1 pseudogene is annotated in these 440 nt (G+C 49.3%); it reads right to left on the bottom strand.

The features are described 5' to 3' along the window. A pseudogene (locus ACTHUT_RS22120) lies at positions 1-440 on the bottom strand (restriction endonuclease subunit R); the annotation flags it as partial.

Here is a 440-nt window from a genome sequence, read left to right as displayed (position 1 = left end):
ATATTTTCGATGGCGGTTAATTGGCAATCGCGCAAACCAAGTTCGGCCGCAGACAGATGGTTGGGATTGAGTGGAGGAATAGCCTTGAGTCTGGCGCGCAGGGTATTTTTGCCCTCGCTTGCCCATTTTTGCAATGTTTCAGGACGCTGAAAATGAAATACTTCACGGGCGCGAGGGGCAGGATCGTTGCGATTGGTAAAGCGGGTAATTACACCTGTGCTTTCATATAAAAAAGCAATATCCGCTTGCGGGATATGTTTGCGTTCGCTATCGGCATAACGCGCGCTTTGCTCTTCCACTGTGTTGCGCTTATGGCCAAAGTTTTCTTCTTTGGCTTCAATACTGGCAACCGGCTCTCTCTCGACACATAGCAAATAATCTACCGGCCCGCTGTCTGTAGGGTATTCACGCACTGCTACGCCCAAACCATTGTTGGGATT

The sequence above is a fragment of the Neisseria sp. P0022.S010 genome (genome assembly GCF_051956635.1).
This window is presented reverse-complemented; position numbering and strand designations above follow the sequence as displayed.